Origin of the sequence: Hymenobacter nivis (assembly GCF_006439025.1) — a bacterium.
GTDB classification, from domain to species: Bacteria; Bacteroidota; Bacteroidia; order Cytophagales; family Hymenobacteraceae; genus Hymenobacter; species Hymenobacter nivis_A.
Genome location: NZ_RCYZ01000010.1, coordinates 34,810 through 52,797 on the forward strand (window position 1 = coordinate 34,810; position 17,988 = coordinate 52,797).

Sequence of the window (17,988 nt, forward strand, 5' to 3'; positions counted from 1 at the left end):
GGCGTGGGCAATGCGGCAATGCCCAGCTAGTCCCCATCATAACGGCTTTATTCTTAGAACGTCAGCGCAATCATGTGCTAATTAAAATAATATAATTGATAGCTATTTTTAAATAGTTCAATCTTAATTGATTCTTCACTGAATCATAGCCTATTTTATTACAGCAATTGCCGGACAGCGCAACCTATCCGCCCGCACTATGGAAGTACTCGATACCTGGAATATCCTTGATTTTGACCCTTTTGCTGGGCCGGAAATTGTGCGGCTCGCGCCGTTGACGGAACCGCAGGCCGAAATCTGGGCCGCGTGCCTGGTGGGCGGCGACGACGCCAACCGCGCCTACAACGAAGCGGTGGCCCTGCGCCTGACCGGGCCCCTCGACCGCCCGGCCCTGCAACGGGCCCTCGACGCACTGGTGGCGCAACACGAAGCCCTGCGCGCCACCTTCAGCGCCGACGGCCGGCACCTGTGTATTCTGACCCCCGAGCCGCTGCCCCTCGCCTGCCACGACCTCACCGCGCAAACGCCGGCCGAGCAGCGCCAGTGGCTGGCCGCGCACGCCCGCCAGGAGGTGCTGCACGTGTTCAGCCTCACCGCGGGGCCTCTGCTGCGGGTGAGCCTGGCGGCGCTCTCGGATACCGACCACTGCCTCACCCTCACGGCCCACCACATCGTGTGCGACGGGTGGTCCATCGGCGTGATGCTCCAGGATTTGGGCCAGCTCTACTCGGCGTATGCCCAGCAGATGCTACCGTTTTTGCCCGCCCCGCCCACCTTTAGCAGCTACGCCGCCGAGCAGGCCGCGTTCTACCAAAGCGCCGATTACGGCCGCGTCGAGCAGTTTTGGGTGGAGCAGTACCGGGGCCCCGTGCCGGTGCTCGACGTGCCCACGGATTTCCCCCGGCCCGCCGCCCGCACCTACGCCAGCCGCCGCCAAGACTACCCACTGCCGCCCCCGCTGCTGGGGGCCCTCAAGCAGATGGGGCAAAAGGCCGGGTGCAGCTTTGTAACCACGCTGCTGGCTGGCTTCGAAGTGTTTATGCACCAGCTCACCGGCCAAACCGACCTCGTGGTGGGGCTACCGGCGGCCGGCCAGGCCCCCTTAGGGGCCACCCGCCTGGTGGGCCACTGCGTGAACCTGCTGCCGCTGCGCAGCCGCCCCACCGGCGAACTACGGTTTGTGGACTACCTAAAACAGCGCAAAGCGGCCCTCTTCGACGCCTACGACCACCAGGCCCTGACGTTTGGCAGCCTGCTCAAGAAGCTGCCGGTGGCCCGGGGCGGGGGCCGGCTGCCGCTGGTGCCGGTGGTGTTCAACATCGACCTGGGCCTGGGCGACGGGGTGGCCTTCCACGGCCTTACCCACGCGCTCAGCAGCCTGCCGCGGGCCTACGAAAACTTCGAACTGTTTGTGAACGCCAGCGGCTCGGCATCGGCCATGACCGTGGAATGGTCGTACAACGCGGCCCTCTTCGAGCCGGCCACCATCGACCAGCTGATGGCCCGCTTCGAGCAGCTGCTCAGCGAAATAGCCGAAAACCCGAACGTCCGGCTCCGCGACCTGCGCGCGCCCCTGGCCCCGGCCTACGCCGCCCTGAACGCCACCGCCCAGCCCTACCCCGCCACCCAAACCCTGCACCAGCTGGTGGCCACCCAGGCCCGGGCCACGCCCACCAAAACCGCCGTGCAGTGCGGCCCCGCCGCGCTCACTTACCAGCAGCTGGAAGGCCAGGCCAACCAGCTGGCCCACTACCTGCTGGTGCAGGGCGTGCAGCCAGGCGACGTGGTGGCGCTGGTGGCCGACCGCTCGCCCGCCCTGCTGGTCGTGCTGCTGGCCATCGTGAAGTGCGGGGCCGCCTATTTGCCCCTCGACCCGGTGTACCCGCCTGATCGCATCGCCTACATGCTGGCCGATTCGCAGGCCCGGGTACTCATCGCCTCGGCCCGGCTCCGCCACGATTTTGGGGCCCCGGCGCAGGTGCTCGTGCTGGAAGAAATTCTGGCCGCCCTGCCCAATTACCCCGACCAAGCCCCGGCGGTGCCCGTGGCGAGCGAGCAGCTGGCCTACGTACTCTACACGTCGGGCTCGACGGGCCAGCCTAAGGGCGTGCAGGTGACGCACCGCAACGTGGTCAATTTTCTGTGCAGCATGCAGCAGGTGCCAGGCCTGGAATCTACAGATAAGCTCTTGGCCGTAACCACCGTATCGTTCGACATTGCCGGCCTGGAGCTCTTCCTGCCGCTCGTGACTGGGGCCACGGTGGTACTAGCCGAGGCGGCCGAGGCCCGCGACGGCCACCTGCTGTTGCAGCTGCTCGAAACTGCGGGCATCACCGCCATGCAGGCCACCCCCGCCACCTGGCAAATGCTGCTGGATGCCGGCTGGTCCCGCCCGCTGCCCCTCAAGGCCCTGTGCGGCGGCGAGGCCCTGCCCGCCGAGCTGGCCCGGCAGCTGCTGCCCCGCTGCCAATCGCTCTGGAACCTGTACGGCCCCACCGAAACCACCATTTGGTCGGCCGTCAAGCAAATTACCGACCCGGCCGCCGCCATCACCATCGGCCACCCCATCGCCAATACCCAGTTTTACGTCGTCGACGAAAACCTGCGCCCCGTGAAGCCCGGCGCGGTGGGCGAGCTGCTCATCGGCGGCGACGGCGTGACCAGCGGCTACCTGCACAAGCCCGCGCTGACGCACGACCGCTTCATTGCCAACCCGTTCGGGGCCCCGGGCGGGGCCCTGCTCTACCGCACCGGCGACCTGGGCAAGCTCCTGCCCACCGGCGAATTGCAGTGCCTGGGCCGGCTCGACCAGCAGGTGAAGCTGCGGGGCTACCGCATCGAGCTGGGCGAAATCGAGCACGCCCTGGCCGCCATCGACGGCATCAAGGCCGCGGTGGTGGTGGCGGGGGCCCCCAACACCCCCCAGGCCCACCTGCACGCCCACGTCCTCGCCGACGACAACTGGCTGCCCAGCGACCTCGACACCCGGCTCAATGCCTGGAAAAAGGTATTGCACAAGCAGTTGCCGGCCTACATGGTGCCGGCCCGGTTCACCATCCAGCCCGCTTTCCCGCTCACTGCCAACGGCAAAATCGACCGCCTGGCCCTGGCCAGCGTAGCGGGGCCTATGCCCGCCCCCACCCCCGGCCTCCCGGAGGCGGCACCCACCAAAGTGAGCTATGTCGGCCCGCGCACCGATGTGGAGAAGACGGTGGCTGCCATTTGGGCCCCGCTGTTGGGCCTGGAGCGAGTAAGCATCTACGACGACTTCTTTGAGCTGGGCGGGCACTCGCTGATTGCCGTGCAGGTCATGGCGCAGCTGGCCCAGCAAACTGGCAAGCGCCTGCCCCTGGCCGCCCTGTTCGAGCACCCCACGGTGGAGAAAATTGCGTCGATGCTGGCACTCGACAGCAAGCTCATCACCTGGGATTCGCTGGTGCCCATCAAGCCCAGCGGCCGCAAAAAGCCGATTTACATCGTGCACGGGGCTGGCCTTAACGTGCTAATATTTAACGCCCTGTCCAAAAACATGGACCCCGACCAGCCCGTTTACGGCTTGCAGGCCCGCGGGCTCAACGGCATCGACGAGCCCCTGGGCACGGTGGAGGAAATCGCCGCGCACTACGTGTCCGCCGTTGTGGCCAACGACCCCGTGGGGCCCTACGCGCTGGCAGGGTATTCGTTCGGCGGCATCATTGCCTACGAAATGGCCCGGCAGCTGGCAGCGGCGGGCAAAAAAATCAAGGCGCTAATTGTATTTGACACCTACGCCAGCGAAGCCTACAGCGCGGCCAGCCCGCTCAAAAAGCGCCTGTCGCGCTTCAAGTACAACGCCGGCATGGTGCTGCACAACGTCGTTTTATTAGGCAAAAATCCCCGCGGAATCATTCGGCACCGCATCACTACTGCCCAGTCAACATTTAATAAATACTACCTGCGGTTCAGTGGCGGGGAAGCCAAGCAGCACGAGTTGTTTTTCCAGCAGCCGCTCAAGGTAGAAGCCGCCATCAACCAAGCCGCGGAGTGCTACGTCATCAAACCCCAGGCCGTAAAACTTGACTTGTTCCGCGTTAGGAAAACGTTCTATTACATGCACGATACCAAGTACATGGGATGGAAAAACCTGGCATTGGGCGGCATCACCGTCAGCGAAATTCCAGGCGAACACAATTTATTATTTGCCCCGCCCCACGACGTCGAAATTGCCCGCATTTTGCAAGATGTATTGGATGGCTATAATTAATTGCTGGATTTAATTAATTAGAAAAGGCCCCGCTTAGCAGTCGCTGAGCGGGGCCTTTTCTAATTAGTTCCGGGGCCCTGACTTTAGTAAATAGCCACTAATTCCTCGCCTTGTTCCGTCCGGCTGGCGCGGTACATACCTTCCGAATTGAAAGGCAGGGCCAGGTTGCCCAGCGCATCGACGGCAATGAGGCCGCCCTCGCCGCCAGCGGGGGCCAGCTTGTCGTGCACCACCACGCGGGTGGCTTCGGCTAGGCTCAGGCCGCGGTATTCCATTAGGCAGGCCACGTCGTGGGCGGCCACGGCCCGGATGAAGTACTCGCCGTGCCCGGTGCAGCTGATGGCGCAGCGGGCATCGGCCCAGGTACCGGCCCCAATGAGGGGCGTGTCGCCGATGCGGGCGTAGCGCTTGTTGGTCATGCCGCCGGTGCTGGTGGCGGCGGCGAGGTGGCCGCGGGCGTCGCAAGCCACGGCTCCCACGGTGCCTTTTTTCCAGTTGGGGTCGGCGGCGGGCGCGGCGGCGTGGTCGAGCTGCATGCGGCCGGCCGCAATGGCCTCCTGGAGCTGGTCGTAGCGCTGCTGGGTGAAGAAATACGCGGGCGGCTGCACGGGCAGGCCGTGCTCGAGGGCCAGCTCGTCGGCCCCGGGGTAGGCCAGTAGCACGTGCTCGGTGGCCTCCATCACGAGGCGGGCGGCGCGGATGGGGTTTTGCACCTGGCGCACGCCGGCCACGGCCCCGGCGCGGCCGGTGCGGCCGCAGGCCAGGGCAGCGTCCATCTCGTGGTGGCCCTCGTGGGTGAATACGGCTCCGCGCCCGGCGTTGAACAGGGGGCAATCTTCGAGGCTGCGCACGGCGGCTTCTACGGCGTCGAGGGCGGGGCCCCCACCGGCCAGCACGGCGTAGCCGGTGGCCAGGGCCGCTTGCAGGGCAGCGCGGTACTGGGTTTCGGCGGCGGGGGTGAGGGAGGCGCGGGCAATGGTACCGGCGCCGCCGTGGATGGCCAGGGCGAGCATAGGGGGCTTTTAGGGAATGACAAGGCGGGCGGCAGCAAAGGTAGCGGCCCCGCTGCGGGGGCCCTACGCCAGCCAAAATCGGGCAAGACAGGGATTTTTTTCGTAGGTTTGATGTTCTAGTTTCAACCCTACCAAAAGACCAAGTTTTATGGCTTACGACGTAACCGGCCGCCTGATTGAGATTTTCGACGAGCAGCAAATCAGCGAGAAGTTCCGCAAGCGCGAGTTTGTGCTGGAAGTGCAAGACGGCCAATACCCCGAGCAAATCAAGTTCCAGCTGGTGATGGACAAAACCAGCCTGGTGGACCAGTTTAAAGTGGGTGACGAGGTGAAAATCGCCTTCAACCTGCGCGGCCGCGGCTACAACAAAAACGGCCAGATGATGTACTTCACCAACCTGGAAGCCTGGCGCATCGAGCCCGCCGGTGCCGCCCAAGGGGGCGGTGGCAACTACGGCGGGGGCCAGCCCCAGCAGCAGGCCGCCCCGCGCCCCGCCGCTCAAAACCAGAACCCCACCCTGCGGGCCCAGCCTTCGGCGGCCCCCATCGCCAGCGACGACGACAACGACCTGCCTTTCTAGAGTGTTAGCGAGCTATTCGATGGCGTACTGCTGAGGTTTCAGCTTCCAATCGAAAGTTCTTTTGAACGTGCCGCTCCGGTTTTGCCGGGGCGGCACGTTTTGCTTTCGGCCTGCGTATAAGTTTGCATGGAATTAGCCGAGATGATTGCCCGCGGCGAGGGCGAAACGCTGGAGTTTAAGCAGAAAACCACCCACGTGCACCGAATTTCGCGCACGCTCGCGTCGCTGGCCAATACGCGCGGGGGCCACGTACTGGTGGGCGTCGACGATGCGGGCCGGGTGGTGGGCGTGCGCGACGCGGAGGAGGAGTTGTTTGTGCTGCGCGAGGCCGCCGCCCACCACGTAGAGCCGCCGCTGACGGACCTGCGCTTCCGCGAAGTGGAAGCCGACGGGCGCATGGTGCTGGTGGTGGCCGTGCCCGAGAGCTCCACCAAGCCCCACCGCGCCCAAGTGGCCCCCGGCGACTGGCGTGGCTACGTGCGGGTGCGCGACCAAAGCGTGCAAAGCAGCCGCCTTACCGAGCAAGTACTTGAGCAACAGAGCCCCGCTGACGAACCACGCTTCGAGCGCATCCCGCTGAGCCGGCACGAGCTAGCGGCCATCGAGTACGCCAAAACCCACCCGCGCCTCACCCTACCGCAGTTCATGAAGCTGGTAAACTTTGGCAAGCGCCGCGCTTACCAAACGCTAATCAAGCTGGTGCTACACGGCTACCTCCGCTACCACGACAAAGAAAAGGAGCCGTATTACACTATCTGAACCACGGATTTATCGGGTTCGTCGGATTCGTCGGATTCTGGGGTCGATTCGCTGGGGGCCCTATTCAACAAAAAAGCTGCTCGTTGAAGCAGCTTCTTTGTTATCCGAAAATCGGTATTTTGGTTACGATGGCCAACAAACGGCGGAGAAACCTTTGCGGTAGAATTGTCCCCGAAATCCGGTGAATCCGTGATCAGGATTAGTCCTGGCGCATGTCTTTTTGGCGCTTCTTCTCGTCTTTCTCCGCTTTTTTCTCCTTGGTGGTTTTAGCGGGTTCTTTCTTTTTCTCTTTGCGGGCGTCGGTGCTCTTGGCCATGGTTGAAAAGCAGGGTTAGGGGTGGAAACGGGTGAAAAACGCAACAGATTGCTGCGTGTTGTGCGGGGCGAAGGTAAAAAATCTTCGGAATTATCTACGGGTGCAGCACCGGCGCGTACCGCTCGCGGAACACCTGGAGGTGGTGGCGCTCGTGGCCGGGCACGATGAACAGCAGGGCCCGCACCGTGACGGCCGCCCCGTTGGCGGTGCCGCGCCGGCCGAGTTGCGCGTCAGTAAAGCCTGCGAATAATGCCAGCGTAGCGGCGCGCGTGGCGGCGTATTCGGCCAGCAAGTCGCTCATTGGGCGAGCGTTGGCTTCGCTGGCGTCGGCGTAGGCATTTTCGTCGAAGCCGGCCAGGGGCTGGTCGTCGGCGCGGGCAAAGCGCAGGGCCCGGTAGGTAAACACGCGCTCGGCGTCGGCGAGGTGCAGCAGCACCTGCTTGGGCGTCCACTTGCCGGGGGCGTAGGCGGTGAGGGCCTGGGCCTCGGTGAGGGCCCCAAACGTGGCCAGCACCTCGGCCGATTGGGCACGCAGGGCGGCCAGCGGGTCGTGGCCGGCGGGCACCAGGGCCACGTAGTTTTCGTAGAACGCGGCAAAATCGCCGGCTTCGGGGCGGGTGGTGTGCATGGAATCGGCGGGGGGCGGCGGGGCGAATAATACGGGTGGGGGCCCCGCGGCGTGGTGGGCCGGCGGCGGCAGGTTGATGCTGGCCGGCACCGCCGCCAGCGCCGCCGATAGCACCAGCGCGGGGGCCAGGTGCGGGTCGAGGTGCAGGCGCACCACGGGCAGCGGCGGCGGCAGCGCGGCCACCACGGCGGGGGCCCCAAAGGCCCAGGCCAGAAAGTCGGGCAGCACCCGGCCCCAGGTATCGGGGTGGTGGTGGCCGCCCTCCACCTGCACGTAGCGCAGCTGCCGGGCAATGTCGAGCCCCTGGGCGCGCAGGGCGTCCACGAGGTCCAGCGAGTCTTCAATGGCGTCGATGACGCCGTTTTCGTTGCGGTCGTTGCGCTCGTCGAGGGTGCCGGTTTGCAGCCAGAAGGCGTGGGTGGGATGGGCCGCCCGAGCCTGCACCTGCTGGTGCATGAGGCGGTCGGCGGGCGTATAGCCGTCGCCCACGGCCCGCCCGCGCCACCAGAAAGAGCCCGAAAAGGCCCCCGCCCGCGCAAACGCCTCGGGGTGGTGCCACACGGCGTCGAAGGCCATCAGCCCGCCGAGTGAAAACCCGGCAAACACGGCCTGGGCAGGGTCGGCGGCGGCGTGGAGCTGGGCCTGGGCCCAGGGCAGCAGCTCGCGCAGCACAAAGGCGGTGTAAGCCTCGGCGCGGCTGCCGCGGCCGTTGTAGTCGGGCCGGCCGGCAATGCCGTATTCGTGCAGGCGCTGCTCGTTGGCGTGGGGGGCCACCAGCACGAAGGGCGCCAGGGCGCCCTGGGCCCACAGCGCGGCCAGGGTGGCGCGCAGGTGCAGGCGCGCCAAATCCTGGCCGTCGTTGAGGTACAGCACGGGGTAGGGCGCGGGGCGGGCCGCGTCGTGGCTGGGGGGCAGCAGCACGCTCACCGCCACCGGGCGGCCCAAAAACTCCGACGCCAGCACCTCTTCGCGCTGCTGCACGGCCAGCAACGCCGCGTCTGCATTCACCAAAACCATGCGGCAAAGTAACGGCAACCCCGGCACTTACCGTAAGAAACCCCGCGGGGCCTACAACTTAGGGCCCCTGGCCGCCCCCTTATTTCCCGCTTTATTGCTACGGCCAATAATTTTCTTGCTAGTTTGCCGCACCGCACCGGCCGGCTTGGCCGTTCACCCACCTTCCCCCGCCCCCCGATTTTGCACGAACAGCACCGCCGTTTCTATTCGCACCACCTGGGCATGGACCTCGACATGCTCGTATTTGGCACCTGGGGCTACCCCGTGGTCATTTTCCCGACCTCGGGCGGCCGCCACTACGAAGCCCGCGACTTCAACCTCATCGAGGCCGCCCGCCCGCTGGTGGAGGCCGGCCGCGTGAAGCTGTACTGCGTGGACAGCATTGACCGCTACTCGTGGTACGCCAAGCACCTGGAACCCGCCGTGCGCGTGCAAAACCACATTTTGTACGACCGCTTCCTTTGCGAGGAACTCGTGCCGCAGCTCCAGCAAGAGTGCAACGTCGACAAGATTGCCGTGGCCGGGTCCAGCTTCGGCGGCTACCACGCACTCAATTTCGCCTTCCGCCACCCCGATCAGGTGGCGCATCTTTTCACAATGGGCGCGGCGTTCGACATCAGCCAGTTTCTGGGCGGCTACCACGACGAAAACGTATACTACAACAACCCGCCCGAGTTCATGCCCGGGGCCCACAGCGAGCATTTCCAGTGGATGAACATCATCATGGGCACCGCCGAACACGACTTCTGCAAAGAATCCAACTACCAAATGGCCGCCCTGCTGAGCCAGAAAGGCATTCCGTACCGCCTCGAAGTGAACCCCTACGGCACCCACGACTGGCCGGTATGGCGCGAAATGTTCCCGCAGTTTCTAAACACGATTTAGCTTTAACCCTTCTTTCAACACCCTTAAACGCTGCTTATCATGAAAAAAATTGGCATCCTCTTCGGCCAGGAAAATACATTTCCCCAGGCCTTCATCGACCGCGTGAACCAGAAAGCGGTTGATGGCATCACCGCCGAATTTGTTAAAGTCGATCAGGTTGAGCAGGCCGTACCGACCGAATACGCCGTCATTATCGACCGGATTTCGCAAGACGTGCCTTTCTACCGCGCTTACCTGAAGAACGCCGCCCTCACCGGTACCGACGTGATTAACAACCCGTTCTGGTGGAGCGCCGATGAAAAATTCTTCAACAACGCCCTGGCCGTGCAGCTCGGCGTGCCCGTGCCTAAAACCTTGCTCCTGCCCAGCAAGCACCGCCCCGACGACACCAGCGAAAACTCGTTTCGCAACCTCGGCCTGTTCGATTGGGACAAGGCGTTTGAGAAAATCGGCTTCCCGGCCTTCATGAAGCCCCACTCGGGCGGTGGCTGGAAGAGCGTATACAAGGTCGACAACCCCTACGAGGCCATGCGCGCCTACGAAGAAACCGGTAAGCTCGTGATGCTGTACCAGGAAGCGGTTGATTTTACCGACTATTTCCGCTGCTACTGCCTCGGCGGCAAGGACGTGCTCATCATGCCCTACGAGCCCCGCAACGAGTTTCACCAGCGCTACCAAACCGAGATGAAAACCCAGGGCGAAGCCGGCGAAAAGCTGCTCGCTACCGTGAAGGACTACACCCTGCGCCTGTGCCAGGGCCTGGGCTATGACTTTAACACCGTGGAGTTTGCGGTGCGCGACGGCATTCCCATCGCCATTGACTTTGGCAACCCCGCCCCCGACGCCGACATCAACTCGGTGGGCCCCGAAAACTTTGAGTGGGTGGTTGAGCATGCCGCCAACCTCGCCATCGAGCGCGCCCAGGCCCAGCAGCCCGGCCGCAACAACCTCACCTGGGGCACATTTGTGCAGAAATCGGCGGGCCAAAAGGCCGCATCGGCCGCTGGCTCAGTAACCGTAGGCGAGGCCGTGCACGAAACCAACGACCTGGGCGCCACCGGGGCCCCCGCCGCTCCTAAAAAACCTGCCGCGCCCAAAAAGCCCGGGGCCCCCAAGCCCGAAGCGCCCGCAGGCAGCGTGCCCAAGCCCGCCCCCAAGCCGAAGCCAGCCCCTAAATCCGCCCCGGCTGGCGAAGCGCCAGCCAAACCCAAGAAGCCGGCACCCAAAAAATAACCCTCCCTTTTGGGTGCTTCTTCCCTAAAAAGGGCTGCCGTTGCACGTGGCGGCAGCCCTTTTTACGGCTTTACGCCGCGAATTAACAAAGGGTCTTTTCTCTCATTTACAGTAGTTTAATTGCTATGGCCCGCCCAGTTTTCACCCTCGGAATCGAAGAAGAATTCCAAACCATCGACCCCATCACGCGCGACCTGCGCTCGCACATGTCGAAGATTGTGGAGGACGGCAAAATCACGCTGCACGAGCAAGTGAAGGCCGAAATGCACGAGTCGGTGGTGGAAGTCGGCACCAATATTTGCAAGAATATTGACGAGGCGCGCACCGAAGTGGTTCACCTGCGCCGCCAGGTCATCGAGCTGGCCGACCGGGTGGGCCTGAAAATTGCGGCCGCCGGCACGCACCCGTTTTCGCGTTGGCAAGACCAGCCCATTACGCCCGATGCCCGTTACGACAAAATTGTGGAGGAATTGCAAGAAGCCGCCCGCTCCAACCTCGTTTTTGGAATGCACGTGCACATCGGCATCGAAAACCGCGACCTGGGCGTGTACATGATGAATGCGCTGCGCTACTTCCTACCGCACTTGTTTGCGCTTAGCACCAACTCACCGTTTTGGGAAGGCCGCGAAACGGGCTACAAATCGTTCAGAACCAAAGTATTTGAGCGTTTCCCGCGTACGGGTATTCCGGGATTTTTCCATAGCGCCAGCGACTACGACGAGTTTTTGGCGCTCCTGATCAAGACCGGCTGCATCGACAACGGCAAGAAAATCTGGTGGGATATCCGCCTCCACCCCTTCTTCGACACCATCGAATACCGCATTTGCGACATGATGATGCGCGCCGACGAAACCATTGCTGTGGCCGCCGTGATGCAGGCGCTCGTGGCCAAAATTTATAAGCTCAAGGAACAAAACCTGAATTTCCGGGTGTACCGCAGCGCGCTCATTAAGGAGAATAAATGGCGCGCCGCCCGTTACGGCATTAGCGGCACACTCATCGACTTTGGCACGCAGGAAGAGAAGCCAGCTCGCCAGCTCATTCTCGAACTACTTGATTTTGTGGATGACGTGCTGGACGACCTCGGCAGCCGCCAGGAAGTGGAATACGTGCTCAAAATGCTCGAAATGGGCACCGGTGCCGACCGCCAGCTTGCCGTTTTCCACCAGACCGGCGACTTGACCAAGGTAGTTGATTACATTCTGAGCGAAACCACCCACGGGTTGTAATTTTAGGGCTTTATTTAAACTGGAACGCCAGCCGCTTGGTTGGCGTTTCTGTTTGTTCCGTTTCACATTTACGGCTGATTACCAATACGGCTGATTACCAATTTTTTGCTTTATGACGACTATTCGCTTAGCTATCCTGGATATGTACATGGGCGCGGCCAACGAGGGCATGCGCTGCATCCGCCAGCTTATTCGCCGCGCCGAGGCCGACCACGGCCTGCATTTCGCTACCGAAACCTTCGATGTGCGCGGCCAAAACCAGTTGCCCCGCCTCGCCGACTTCGACCTATTTATTTCCTCTGGGGGCCCCGGCAGCCCCCTGGCTACCACCGACGCTTGGGAAAGCGGTTACTTCCAGCTGATTGACGAATTATTTACCCATAACCAAACACTAGGGCCCCGCAAGCACCTGCTGCTGATTTGCCACTCGTTCCAGCTCGTGAGCCGCCACCTAGGCCTTGGCGAATTGAGCCAGCGCAAGTCCACTTCGTTTGGCGTAATGCCCGTACACCTCACCGAAGCCGGCCACGCCGACCCGGTGCTGGGGGCCCTACCGGAGCCGTTTTTTGCCGTCGACTCGCGCGATTACCAGCTCACCCACCCCAACCTGGAGCGGCTGGGGGCCCTGGGGGCCGAAATTCTGTGCCTCGAAAAAGAGCGCCCTCACGTGGCACTGGCCCGCGCTGTGATGGCCATCCGCTTCTCGCCCGAGGTGCTCGGCACCCAGTTCCACCCCGAAGCCGACGGCGAAGGCATGCTCCGCTACATGCTCACCGATGAGCGCAAGCAGCAGGTTATCACGGCTTACGGCGAAGACAAATACCACGAAATGGTGCGCCTGCTCGCCGACCCCACCACCATTGAACTCACCGAAGGCATTGTGGTGCCTACATTTCTGCGCTTGGCCATGGCGCAGCTCGCCCCTGAGCTGGCCGCAGCTAATTAATTAATTTGTTGTTGGGTTATTAATAATAATTAATTACCTGATCAATTTATTTCAGCCCCGCTTCGCTTATGATTCCCGCTCTCCGCCAAGCTTACAACGCTGCTTTCACGCCGGAAAAATACCAGGCCATGCTGGCCGATATAGAGGCGAAACTTCCTGGTCAATTGGAGTTCAGGCTGGCTGAAACCCCCATTTTCGTTCCCGCGCAGCTGCGCGATAAGCTGATGCGGGCGGGCCAGGACATCATAAAGGTTATCCAGCGCCCTGATTTTAAAGCACTGACTGACAATGCAATTCCTTTGCACCAGCGCGTGCCGAATGAAGACGCGCACGCCACATTTCTAACGTTTGATTTCGCGGTGTGCCGCGACGAGCAAGGCGAATTGGAGCCGCAGCTTATTGAGATGCAAGGTTTTCCATCCCTCTACGCCTTTCAAACCTGGCAGCCGGATTCCTACGCCCGGCAGTTCGACATTCCTGATTCGGTCACGCCTTATTTTGAGGTAGCCAATGATGCGGAATACCAAAAGGAGATGCGGCGTTTACTATTGGGCGACGCCAAGCCGGAAGAAGTTATTCTGCTGGAAATATTTCCCGAAAAGCAAAAAACCCGCGTCGATTTTGCACTTACCAAGCAGTTTTGGGGCGTGGATGCGGTTTGCTTAACCAAAATAAAAAAGCGTGGTCGAGAATTATTTTACGAAAAGGAAGGGCGCGAAATCCGCATCAAGCGCATTTACAACCGCATCATTTTTGACGAGCTGGACCGCTACCCCAACCTGCATACCGAGTATCATCTTACCGATGACGTCGACGTACATTGGGTAGGACACCCCAACTGGTTTTTTCGCATCAGTAAGTACACGCTACCGCTGATAAAGAGCCAGTTTTCGCCTCCAAGCTACTATTTGAGCGAACTCAAAACGTACCCCGAAGACCTTGAAAACTACGTCTTAAAGCCGCTGTTTTCGTTTGCGGGCACGGGGGTGCGGCTGCACATCACCGCCGCCGACCTCGACGCGCTGACCGATAAAGAGAACTATTTGCTACAACGTAAAGTGGTCTATGCGCCCGCCATCCAGGCCCCCGATGGAATGGTGAAATGCGAAATCCGCTTGCTCTACGTGTGGCATCCCGAGGACGCGCAGCCGCACCTACTCACCGGCCTGGGCCGCATGAGCCGTGGGGAGATGATTGGCGTAGCTTTCAACAAGGACAAAGACTGGGTGGGTGGTACCACGCCCCTGTTTGAGCGGGCCGCGCCTGCGCAGCCGTAGGAACATCCGGTTGCGGTTGTGCGTATCCGGTGCATTACTTCACCGACCGCACACCATGGCTACCCTCGCCGAGAAAGGCTTCCGCATTTCCAAAAACGCCGTTTTCAACTTGTTTATCGGGCGGGCCACCAAGCTCCTTGGGCGGCCATTTAAAGTGGTTACCATCCTGAACGAGGTGGCTACCAAGCTTGCCAACGAGGAGAGCAAGGACAATAAGTTCAAGCAATTGCTGAATGTGGCCCTGACGTTGGTGCGGCTGGTGCGCCGCTACGCCAGCGGCGACTACCGCGAGGTTTCGACCACCACTATCGTATCGGGGCTGGCAGTATTACTCTACGTGTTGTCGCCAATTGACTTGGTTCCCGACTTCATTCCCGTCATCGGCTTTCTCGATGACCTGAGCCTAATCAGCTGGTTTGTGGGCAAATTCCAGGACGAGATCATCAAGTTTCAGTACTGGGAAAAATCTCAGGAAACCGACGCACCGGATGCGCCGGATGCTGCCGCTGAGCCTGCCCGCGGCGACGCTACGCTGCCCGCTGTGGCCGAATTGGGCCATTCATAGGCTCTGCTATCGGCTTGGTGTTTTTCTTGGGGTTGACTTTATATTTACCATGCCTACATTCGTCGTTACTATCTTATTGCCAGATTCTTACGAGGAAAGTTTCCTGGCCCTTATTCCCCGGCACCGCTCGGTAATCAACCGCTTGCTGTCGGAGAAAGTAATCGAGGCCTACGCCATCAGTGCTGATCGCCGCCGGGGCTGGATTACCATCAACGGCGACGATGCCGGTGCGGTACGCAGCTTGGTGGAGAAGTTTCCGCTGTACAGCTATTTCCTCGGCATTGAAATTGATGAGTTGTTCATTTTCGACTCGGTGGCTACCCGTTTCCCCATCATTAGTTTGAATTAGGGCCCCACAGCCATTCTTTATTTTTGCATTAATGACAGCTTTGCTTATCCGCCATTTCATTTTTCTAGCTGTTATTGGGGTTGCATTGGGTGGAGTGCTCACGGCCGCTCGCCCTGCCCCGGCCATCACAACCGGGCAGTTGGTGGAGCGCATGACCAGCGCCATTGAAAACCTGCGCTACCTGCGTTGCTCGGCCAAGGCCCAGGAGCGGCTCGGCCGGGAGGTGAAGCCGTCCAGCAGCACCATGAAGCTGGGGTTCAATCCCTTCCGGGTTTATTTGAAAGATAATAAGAACGTGGAAGTGCTGTGGGTGACGGGCCAAAACGGCGGCGACGCGTGGGTATACCCGGCCAGCTTTCCGTACGTCACGCTCAGCCTTGACCCCAAGGGGGCCCTTATGCGCAAAGGCCAGCACCACACCGTACTGCAAGCCGGCTTCGGCACCATTGCCGACTTGTTGCGCCCCACCCCTTTGCGCCAGGACGCGACGTATAGCCGCACGTTTCGCTACACCGGCGACACGACGGTGCTGGGCCGACCGTGCCACGTGCTGCGGTCAGATTTCCCGCAGTTTCGCTACGTGGCTTATCGCGCCGGCAAAAGAGAAACCATCGCCACCGTGGCCGAGCGGTTTGGTTGCGGCGAATACCGCGTGCTGGAGCGCAACAACCTGAGCCCCGGCGCGACCCTGACGGAGGGCCAGGTGTTGCAGGTGCCCAACGGCTACGGCCGCCGCGTCACGCTGTGCATCGACCCGCAAAACTATCTGCCCATTGTAGTGGACGTGCGCGACGACCGGGGCCTGTTCGAGAAATTTGAATTCTCCAACCTTGTGGTGAACCAGCCAATCCCGGCCGCTGAATTCACGAAGACTTACCAAGGCTACAAGCTATGATCGCAGATTATGCAGATTATGCAGATTAACCGTGATTTCGCAGATTCTTAAACAAGTGCAAGCCTCATCAAAAGGCATGGGGTGCAACTGTTCAGGAATCTGCGAAATCACGGTTAATCTGCATGATCTACGATCTAGCGGCGCATGGTTTTCTCGATTTGGTCCCACATTTCGGGCGTTAGGGCCCCCAGCTTGTTGAACTCGCCGGCGCCGTTGAGCCACTCGCCGCCGTCGATGGTGACCACTTCGCCGTTGACGTAGGCCGAAAAATCGGATACCAGGTAGGCGGCCAGGTTGGCTAGTTCCTGGTGCTGGCCCACGCGCTTGAGGGGCACGCTGGCGGCGGGGTCGAGCTGGCTGGCTAACGGCTCGGGGAAAAGGCGACTCCAGGCTCCCTCCGTGGGAAAAGGCCCCGGCGCAATGGCGTTGCTGCGGATGCCGTACTTGGCCCATTCCACGGCTAGCGAGCGGGTCATGGCCAGCACACCGGCTTTGGCCGCGGCCGAGGGCACTACAAACGCCGAGCCCACCGAGGCGTAGGTGGTGACGATGTTGAGGATGGTACCGGGCTTTTTGTCGGCAATCCAGCGCTTGCCCACGGCCAGCGTACAGTTGTAGGAGCCGCGCAGCACAATATCCACAATCACGTCGAACGCCTTGTGACTCAGGCGTTCGGTGGGCGAGATGAAGTTGCCGGCCGCGTTGTTCAGCAGCACGTCTACGCCGCCAAACTCGGCGATGGTGGCGTCGAGCATGGCCTCCACTTCGTTGTACTTGCGCACGTCGCAGGCCACGGCCAGCACCCGGCCGCCGGTTTGAGCGCGCAGCTCGGCGGCGGTAGCTTCGAGCACGTCAATTTTGCGGCTGGTGATGGTAACGTGGGCCCCCAGTTGCAGGAAATACGTGGTCATGGCGCGGCCCAGGCCGGTGCCGCCGCCGGTTACGATGATGGTTTTACCGGCCAGGGCATTGTCGCGCAGCATGGGTTGGGCAAAGGGGGTCGTCATAAAAGCACGGAGAAAAGAGGTGGGAATCAACCGGCCGAAGGTACGGCGGGCTCCGGCCGGGGCCCCGCGTTAAAAGTTTTATTAGCAGAAGTATATATTACTAGTAGTTTCCTTCGCAGCTTTGCTGTTTATTGTTGAGCTTTTCTCTTCCCCGCGCCTATGAATCCGTCTCCTCACGCACCCGCGCCCAAGCTGCCCACTGTGGCTTTGTTGGGGTGCGGCTGGCTGGGCACGGCCCTGGCCCAACACCTGCTGGCCGCCGGGCACCGCGTGGTGGGCACTACCACCACCCCGGCGCAGCTGCCCGTGCTCACCGAGCTGGGGGTGCAGCCGCACCTGTTGCAGCTGGGGCCCGACTTTAGCCCGGCCGCCTACGACCAGCTGACGGACCTGCTGCGCGCCGCCGACGTGCTCGTGCTGAACGTGCCGCCGCGCACCGCCGCCGCCGGGGGCTATCCCGCCCTGCTGCGGCCCGTGCACCGGGCCGTGGTCACCGCTGGCATCGGCCGCGTGCTGTTTGTGAGCTCTACCGGCGTGTACCCCGACGAGCCGCGGCTCATGCGCGAAGCCGACGCCTACAGCAACCGCGACGCGGCCTCCGACGTGCTGCGGGCCGAGGGCCACTTCGTGCCGCGCTACGGGCAGTGGCGCAGCACGGTGGTACGCCTGGGGGGCCTCATCGGGCCGGGCCGGGCCCCGGGGCGCTTCTTGGCCGGCCGCCAGGACCTGGCCCAGGGCAATGCCCCCGTCAACCTGTTGCACCTCACCGATGCTGTGGGCGTATTATCCGCTATTATTCAGCACGATACCTGGGGCCATACCTTTAACGTAGCCGCGGCTGAACACCCGCGGCGGCGCGATTTTTACCCCGCCGCCGCCAACTACCTCGGCCTCGTGCCCCCCACGTTCCGCCCCGAAACCAGCCCCACCGGCAAAACCATCGACAGCAGCCTGGTGCGCGAAACGCTGCCCTACGCGTTTCGGCACGACGACGTGCTGGGGGCCCTGCCCTACTGCTAAGGCGCTGGGGCCCCGCGCCCGTGCGT

15 protein-coding genes are annotated in these 17,988 nt (G+C 62.0%); 12 read left to right on the plus strand and 3 right to left on the minus strand.

What is annotated here, in order from left to right; all coding sequences use genetic code 11:
* The first annotated feature begins 199 nt into the window (after positions 1 to 199).
* Complete coding sequence (locus EAH73_RS19980) at positions 200 to 4,243, plus strand: non-ribosomal peptide synthetase (RefSeq protein WP_140469208.1); 4,044 nt, start codon at positions 200 to 202, stop codon at positions 4,241 to 4,243.
* Positions 4,244 to 4,326: 83 nt separating this feature from the next.
* Here EAH73_RS19980 and EAH73_RS19985 read toward each other — a convergent pair whose 3' ends face one another.
* Positions 4,327 to 5,256: an isoaspartyl peptidase/L-asparaginase family protein gene (locus tag EAH73_RS19985; protein ID WP_140469209.1), complete on the minus strand. Its 930-nt coding sequence runs from the start codon at positions 5,254 to 5,256 to the stop codon at positions 4,327 to 4,329.
* 148 nt (positions 5,257 to 5,404) lie between these two features.
* On the opposite strand from EAH73_RS19985, the gene EAH73_RS19990 reads away from it, so the two are divergent.
* Positions 5,405 to 5,836, plus strand: a complete 432-nt coding sequence (locus EAH73_RS19990) for a DUF3127 domain-containing protein (RefSeq protein WP_140469210.1) — start codon at positions 5,405 to 5,407, stop codon at positions 5,834 to 5,836.
* 126 nt (positions 5,837 to 5,962) lie between these two features.
* Entirely contained in the window at positions 5,963 to 6,595 is a 633-nt protein-coding gene (locus EAH73_RS19995) for a helix-turn-helix domain-containing protein (protein ID WP_140469211.1), read from the plus strand.
* A 410-nt stretch (positions 6,596 to 7,005) separates the two neighbouring features.
* Here the strand turns inward: EAH73_RS19995 and EAH73_RS23800 are convergent, their stop codons facing one another.
* The gene (locus EAH73_RS23800; protein WP_240047349.1) at positions 7,006 to 8,556 is read right to left on the minus strand and encodes an alpha/beta hydrolase-fold protein; all 1,551 of its coding nucleotides are present in this window, start codon (positions 8,554 to 8,556) and stop codon (positions 7,006 to 7,008) included.
* A gap of 180 nt (positions 8,557 to 8,736) precedes the next feature.
* Here EAH73_RS23800 and EAH73_RS20010 point away from each other — a divergent pair, with 180 nt between their 5' ends.
* The 8 genes from EAH73_RS20010 to EAH73_RS20045 all read left to right on the plus strand — a co-directional run bounded on the left by EAH73_RS20010 (position 8,737) and on the right by EAH73_RS20045 (position 15,935).
* The gene (locus EAH73_RS20010; RefSeq protein WP_140469212.1) at positions 8,737 to 9,441 is read left to right on the plus strand and encodes an esterase family protein; all 705 of its coding nucleotides are present in this window, start codon (positions 8,737 to 8,739) and stop codon (positions 9,439 to 9,441) included.
* Between the two features lie 39 nt (positions 9,442 to 9,480).
* Positions 9,481 to 10,674, plus strand: coding sequence for a RimK family alpha-L-glutamate ligase (locus tag EAH73_RS20015; RefSeq protein WP_240047350.1), 1,194 nt, complete (start codon positions 9,481 to 9,483; stop codon positions 10,672 to 10,674).
* A gap of 125 nt (positions 10,675 to 10,799) precedes the next feature.
* A complete protein-coding gene (locus EAH73_RS20020; RefSeq protein WP_140469213.1) occupies positions 10,800 to 11,903 on the plus strand; it encodes a carboxylate-amine ligase in 1,104 nt (367 codons plus the stop codon).
* Positions 11,904 to 12,015: 112 nt separating this feature from the next.
* On the plus strand, positions 12,016 to 12,849 hold the full coding sequence (locus tag EAH73_RS20025; RefSeq protein WP_140469214.1) for a type 1 glutamine amidotransferase: 834 nt from the start codon (positions 12,016 to 12,018) through the stop codon (positions 12,847 to 12,849).
* 68 nt (positions 12,850 to 12,917) lie between these two features.
* Entirely contained in the window at positions 12,918 to 14,126 is a 1,209-nt protein-coding gene (locus tag EAH73_RS20030) for a hypothetical protein (RefSeq protein ID WP_140469215.1), read from the plus strand.
* A gap of 55 nt (positions 14,127 to 14,181) precedes the next feature.
* Entirely contained in the window at positions 14,182 to 14,691 is a 510-nt protein-coding gene (locus EAH73_RS20035; protein ID WP_140469216.1) for a YkvA family protein, read from the plus strand.
* Between the two features lie 76 nt (positions 14,692 to 14,767).
* Positions 14,768 to 15,040, plus strand: coding sequence for a hypothetical protein (locus EAH73_RS20040; protein ID WP_140469217.1), 273 nt, complete (start codon positions 14,768 to 14,770; stop codon positions 15,038 to 15,040).
* A 31-nt stretch (positions 15,041 to 15,071) separates the two neighbouring features.
* Positions 15,072 to 15,935 (plus strand): DUF1571 domain-containing protein, encoded by an 864-nt coding sequence (locus EAH73_RS20045; protein ID WP_140469218.1) that lies wholly within the window; start codon positions 15,072 to 15,074, stop codon positions 15,933 to 15,935.
* A gap of 134 nt (positions 15,936 to 16,069) precedes the next feature.
* Here the strand turns inward: EAH73_RS20045 and EAH73_RS20050 are convergent, their stop codons facing one another.
* Positions 16,070 to 16,942: an SDR family oxidoreductase gene (locus EAH73_RS20050; RefSeq protein ID WP_140469219.1), complete on the minus strand. Its 873-nt coding sequence runs from the start codon at positions 16,940 to 16,942 to the stop codon at positions 16,070 to 16,072.
* A gap of 159 nt (positions 16,943 to 17,101) precedes the next feature.
* On the opposite strand from EAH73_RS20050, the gene EAH73_RS20055 reads away from it, so the two are divergent.
* A complete protein-coding gene (locus tag EAH73_RS20055) occupies positions 17,102 to 17,962 on the plus strand; it encodes an NAD(P)-binding domain-containing protein (RefSeq protein WP_140469220.1) in 861 nt (286 codons plus the stop codon).
* The last annotated feature ends 26 nt before the right edge of the window (positions 17,963 to 17,988 follow it).